Annotated in this window: 5 protein-coding genes and 2 pseudogenes; 2 read left to right on the forward strand and 5 right to left on the reverse strand. The window is 40.6% G+C overall.

What is annotated here, in order from left to right; genetic code table 11:
* On the forward strand, window positions 1-494 hold a 494-nt coding region (locus tag F6K13_RS21870; RefSeq protein WP_287288366.1), incomplete at its 5' end, for a DUF1295 domain-containing protein.
* A gap of 37 nt (window positions 495-531) precedes the next feature.
* Here the strand turns inward: F6K13_RS21870 and F6K13_RS21875 are convergent.
* A pseudogene (locus F6K13_RS21875) lies at window positions 532-888 on the reverse strand (hypothetical protein); the annotation flags it as partial.
* 71 nt (window positions 889-959) lie between these two features.
* On the opposite strand from F6K13_RS21875, the gene F6K13_RS21880 reads away from it, so the two are divergent.
* The gene (locus tag F6K13_RS21880; RefSeq protein WP_192901066.1) at window positions 960-1103 is read left to right on the forward strand and encodes a hypothetical protein; all 144 of its coding nucleotides are present in this window, start codon (window positions 960-962) and stop codon (window positions 1101-1103) included.
* Window positions 1104-1173: 70 nt separating this feature from the next.
* Here the strand turns inward: F6K13_RS21880 and F6K13_RS21885 are convergent, their stop codons facing one another.
* The 4 genes and pseudogenes from F6K13_RS21885 to F6K13_RS21900 form a co-directional block, all read right to left on the reverse strand.
* Window positions 1174-2085 carry a spondin domain-containing protein gene (locus tag F6K13_RS21885; protein WP_124143849.1) on the reverse strand — a complete coding sequence of 304 codons (912 nt, stop codon included), beginning with the start codon at window positions 2083-2085 and terminating at the stop codon, window positions 1174-1176.
* Window positions 2086-2481: 396 nt separating this feature from the next.
* Complete coding sequence (locus F6K13_RS21890; RefSeq protein ID WP_161564383.1) at window positions 2482-2655, reverse strand: hypothetical protein; 174 nt, start codon at window positions 2653-2655, stop codon at window positions 2482-2484.
* Window positions 2656-2724: 69 nt separating this feature from the next.
* Window positions 2725-3615: pseudogene (locus tag F6K13_RS21895) on the reverse strand (transposase).
* 2 nt (window positions 3616-3617) lie between these two features.
* Window positions 3618-3809, reverse strand: a complete 192-nt coding sequence (locus F6K13_RS21900) for a hypothetical protein (protein ID WP_287288368.1) — start codon at window positions 3807-3809, stop codon at window positions 3618-3620.
* Window positions 3810-4066: the final 257 nt, after the last annotated feature.

A 4066-nucleotide genomic window follows, 5' to 3' on the forward strand; every position in this document is an offset into this window, starting at 1 on the left:
AAATTCTTATCTGGTTAGGCATTGTTACTTTTGCCTTATTATCTTTATATTGGGTAGCTCCCTACATTTTAATTAGCAGTGGAACTGAACCTCCAATACCTTTAGTAGCTGCTGCAATTTCTCTAAATATTTTTGGCATTTTCTTCCACTACACTAGCGATGCTCAAAAATATTATACCCTCAAATATAAACCAGGATTAATCACAGAAGGATTCTTTGCTCGCTGTCGAAATACTAACTATTTAGGAGAAATATTTATCTATCTTTCTTTTGCAATGTTAGTGCAACATTGGTTGCCTTATTTAATTCTAGGAGCATTTTTTGCTGGAATATTTATCCCTAATATGCTGAAAAAAGATAAGTCTCTATCTCGCTATCCAGAATTTGCAGAATATCAAGCTAATTCTGGATTAATTATCCCTCAACTATTTAGCAAAAATTCTCTGACTTCGGAAGCCAAAAAATTTGCAGAAAAAAATGGCTTTGTTGCATGAAAGTAGCGTTCGTAGAAACTCCCTTAGTGGAAGTTAACTAGCTCTCAACTTTGTAGCTTTTGGGTTTGCCAGTTTGAATCATACGCTTGGGCATGGCACATTGTATGAATAACTCTACTGCCTGACTATCAAATTTTCGTCGTCGCAATTGTCCTCCAAATATCACTTTGAGCCTAAACATAGTAGTTTTCCTACGGAATGCTTCCCTACGGGATGCTACGCAAACGCAAACAGATAGGGAACGTCGATGGTAGCCACTTTCACGCTTCCATTTCTTGCGGCCACAGATGCGAATGCACCTCAAGTTTTCATCTCTGGGATGGGGAGTCCCTTTACAGTTGCCATGTTGCCAAATCACCGCATTTTTTCGCGGTGGAATTGTCGTTTTTGCCGACTATGGTGAGGAGACGCAATATCAGTTATGGAACTCAGACGATTGAAGGGACGAGAGCTTGGGATACTTTTATGTCCCTTGTTACTACGACTCGTAAACTGGGATTGAGCTTTTTTGAATATGTACGCGATCGCATTTTGAGGAGAGGGAATATTCCCTCTCTGGCAACTATTATTTATGATCGCTCTTCTGTTAATTCTCTTGGTTGGTCTTAGCAGCTATCATAATTGCCTACCCCATCATATTGAGTGGATACCATAAAGATATGTTATGTGTCGAGAAAAATTAGTTAAAGTGATGATTGCGACGACGTAAACCACCAAAGACGAATAATCCGACCATGGCCATTAAGCCCACAGTGGTAGATGATTCGGGAACGGATTGAGACTCCACACTAATGGTGATACTAGCAATCCCATTGGGATAAAGAGTTGTATCATTGAAATCGAGGTCAGCAAAAGCCGTATCAAAATTAGTTGGTCTATTGAGGAAATTAGCATAAGGATCGGCAACATTGGCATTAACTCCATTTTCATCAGCCCCCTGATTTTGTCCGCCTTGTCCGGCAGGTAATTCTGGAAACAAACCGTTACCGGCAGAAGTAGAAAAATTATTGACTTCTGTTCCAGCATCATTAACGGTTCCGGGGAGTCCAATGTTAAAGGAAATTTGGCTTTGATTTCCTGTAAATAAATCCATTAAATCCCAAGCAAAGGGATTACCATTGGCAACATAATAATCATTAGAAGGAAGAACCATCGATACATAAGAGAACCATCGATTAGATTCATCGGGGGTTACGTCAAATGTACTCATAGCCATAGTTTCTGCGGTGATAGGACCACCACCAATGGCACCATCAACACGGGTTCCCACTTGAGTTGAGTCGAACACTCCACTCATACCACCTTGAACATAGGTTTTATTGGCGAGAAAGTCTATGGAGATGGGCATAGTATTGCCATCCTCAGCAATTCTCTCTAACCCTTTCTCGGAGGGAAGTCCCCCGTTATAACTATCAAAGCTACCGTCATGAAATCCCACCCAAACAGGGGTCAAGGCCACACCACCATCGAGACCGAGATTTTCTACTTCTACTTTTAAGGTTAATGCTTGCGCAACAGATGCTGTAGTGATAACAGAACTAACGCTTACAAGTGTTAATAATGCTTTACTATTTTTGAATAAGTTGGTCATGGCAGAATTAATTCACAATCTAATCAATTATCTCGTCATCAGTCTAATGAGACTATCTGAGAATTCTCTGAGAGATTTATAAAGTTTTTCTCAGTTCTCCGCTGCTTATAATACAATTAAACTTTTAAGAAGGTCACCCCTGTTAATAAATTCTTAATATGTTTCATATGTTTCATTAGCAAAAGCAACCCCACATTTAAAATCTTTACTGAATCTTCATAAAACTCTAGTTTTTTATATTTTCTCTGTGATTACAACGAGTTTTACTCATCTTTAAAAAATTAATATGTATAGATTATATAAAGTATTATTTTTTTTATCCTCTCATTATAATTCCAAAAAATAGATAGGTTAGTGGTAAGCATTCAGGTGTAGGGGTTGACAAAATTATCCCAATTACTCAGAGATAGGAATGAGAGATAATTCGTGAGAACGCGATCGCATTGCCAAAGAAAGTGATCGCCTCAATAAATCAAGAACAGAGCGACCCTGAGCGCGACAAGACTGTATGACGCTCAACAATGTTGCCGAACGACGAAACCCAGGCCAAAAGCGAGAACCACCAGCCACTTTACGCTTAGTGACGGCTTTGTTGCATGAATGTTGCGATCGCAGATAACTCCCTGGGGAGATGCAGTTCTAGATGTGTACTTGATAACTTTCGGGTTTACCATTCTGTATCATGCGGTTGCTGGCTAGCGCATTGAATGAATAACTCCACTGCTTGATTATCAAATGATCGTCTTCGTAACTTCCCACAAAATAAAACTTTGAGCCTAAACATAGTGGTTTTCCTACGGAATGCTTTCCTACGGGATGCTACGCAAACGCAAACAGATAGAGAGCGTCTATGGTATCCACTTTCATGCTTCCATTTCTGGCGTCCTATTTTACGAATTCGTCTGAGGTTCTCATCTCTGGGAGCAGGTAGGGCTTTACAGTTGCCATGCTGCCTAATCACAGCATTTTTACGCGGTGGAATGGTCGTTTTTATCCCTCGTTGGTGAGCTGTCTCATAGCACTTGTATTTGTCATCAGCCCCATCACCTGAAACTTGGGCTATTTCACCTTCTACTCCATCTAATAGGTCAGAAAATACTTGGTCTCACTCACATCATTGGTTGTGACAACTGCTGTGACAATCTCTCCGGTCGCCTCATTCACACCTAGATGTACTGGTATTGCAATATTTAGTTTTCTGACCCTACGGCATACAGTGTTATGGTCTGGTACTGGTAAATCTAGTCCCATCAAGTCAAATATAGATTCCACAAATCCCTCTGTCTGTCGTCCTGCTAATCCAAATAAGCTGCTGAGAGCCACCATTAATTCAATAGCCACATCACTATAGGTTTTCGATGCTCCCCTACGTCCGGTCTTCTTGTGGTTGACCCACTGCTCTATTACCTCGTCAGTGAGCCAAAATGTCAGACTCCCTCTTTGCTTTAAGGAAGCATCATACTCAGACCAGTTACTGACTCGGTACTTAGACTTGGACCTAGACTTAGACTTAGATTGGGACTTACTCATGTCTACGTTGATATAGGTTTGTTGTGCCACGCACTGTTATTTTTACCCTCTAAGCTCTCTTTGTGCAACAAAGCCCCTTCTACTGGGGGTTTCTTATTCTTTCTTCCCTTCTGACTCGGTCTGACTGACTTCCCCTCCTGGGAGGGGCGTGCGGGTGGGTTGACTCCTAAGTAATTAGGATTAATATCATACACGCACTTCAGCAACGCCTAAATATCTAGTATCTGAACTCAAATAAAATATACTACAATTAAAATGATAGTCGTTTAAGTTTTTATGAATAGGAATAGAATCAGCAAAGCTGGGCGATCGCTATAATCTTGTAAGCGATCGCGATCATTTAGCATACGCTATATATAGTGTCTTTGCGTAATATTATGTCCGGTTGAATACTTATAAATAAATGACGGAGTCCTCAGGAGTCAGGAGTCAGGTAGGGGAGCTGTCGGAT

The sequence above is a fragment of the Okeania sp. SIO2B9 genome, from assembly GCF_010672505.1.
Classification (GTDB): domain Bacteria; phylum Cyanobacteriota; class Cyanobacteriia; order Cyanobacteriales; family Microcoleaceae; genus Okeania; species Okeania hirsuta.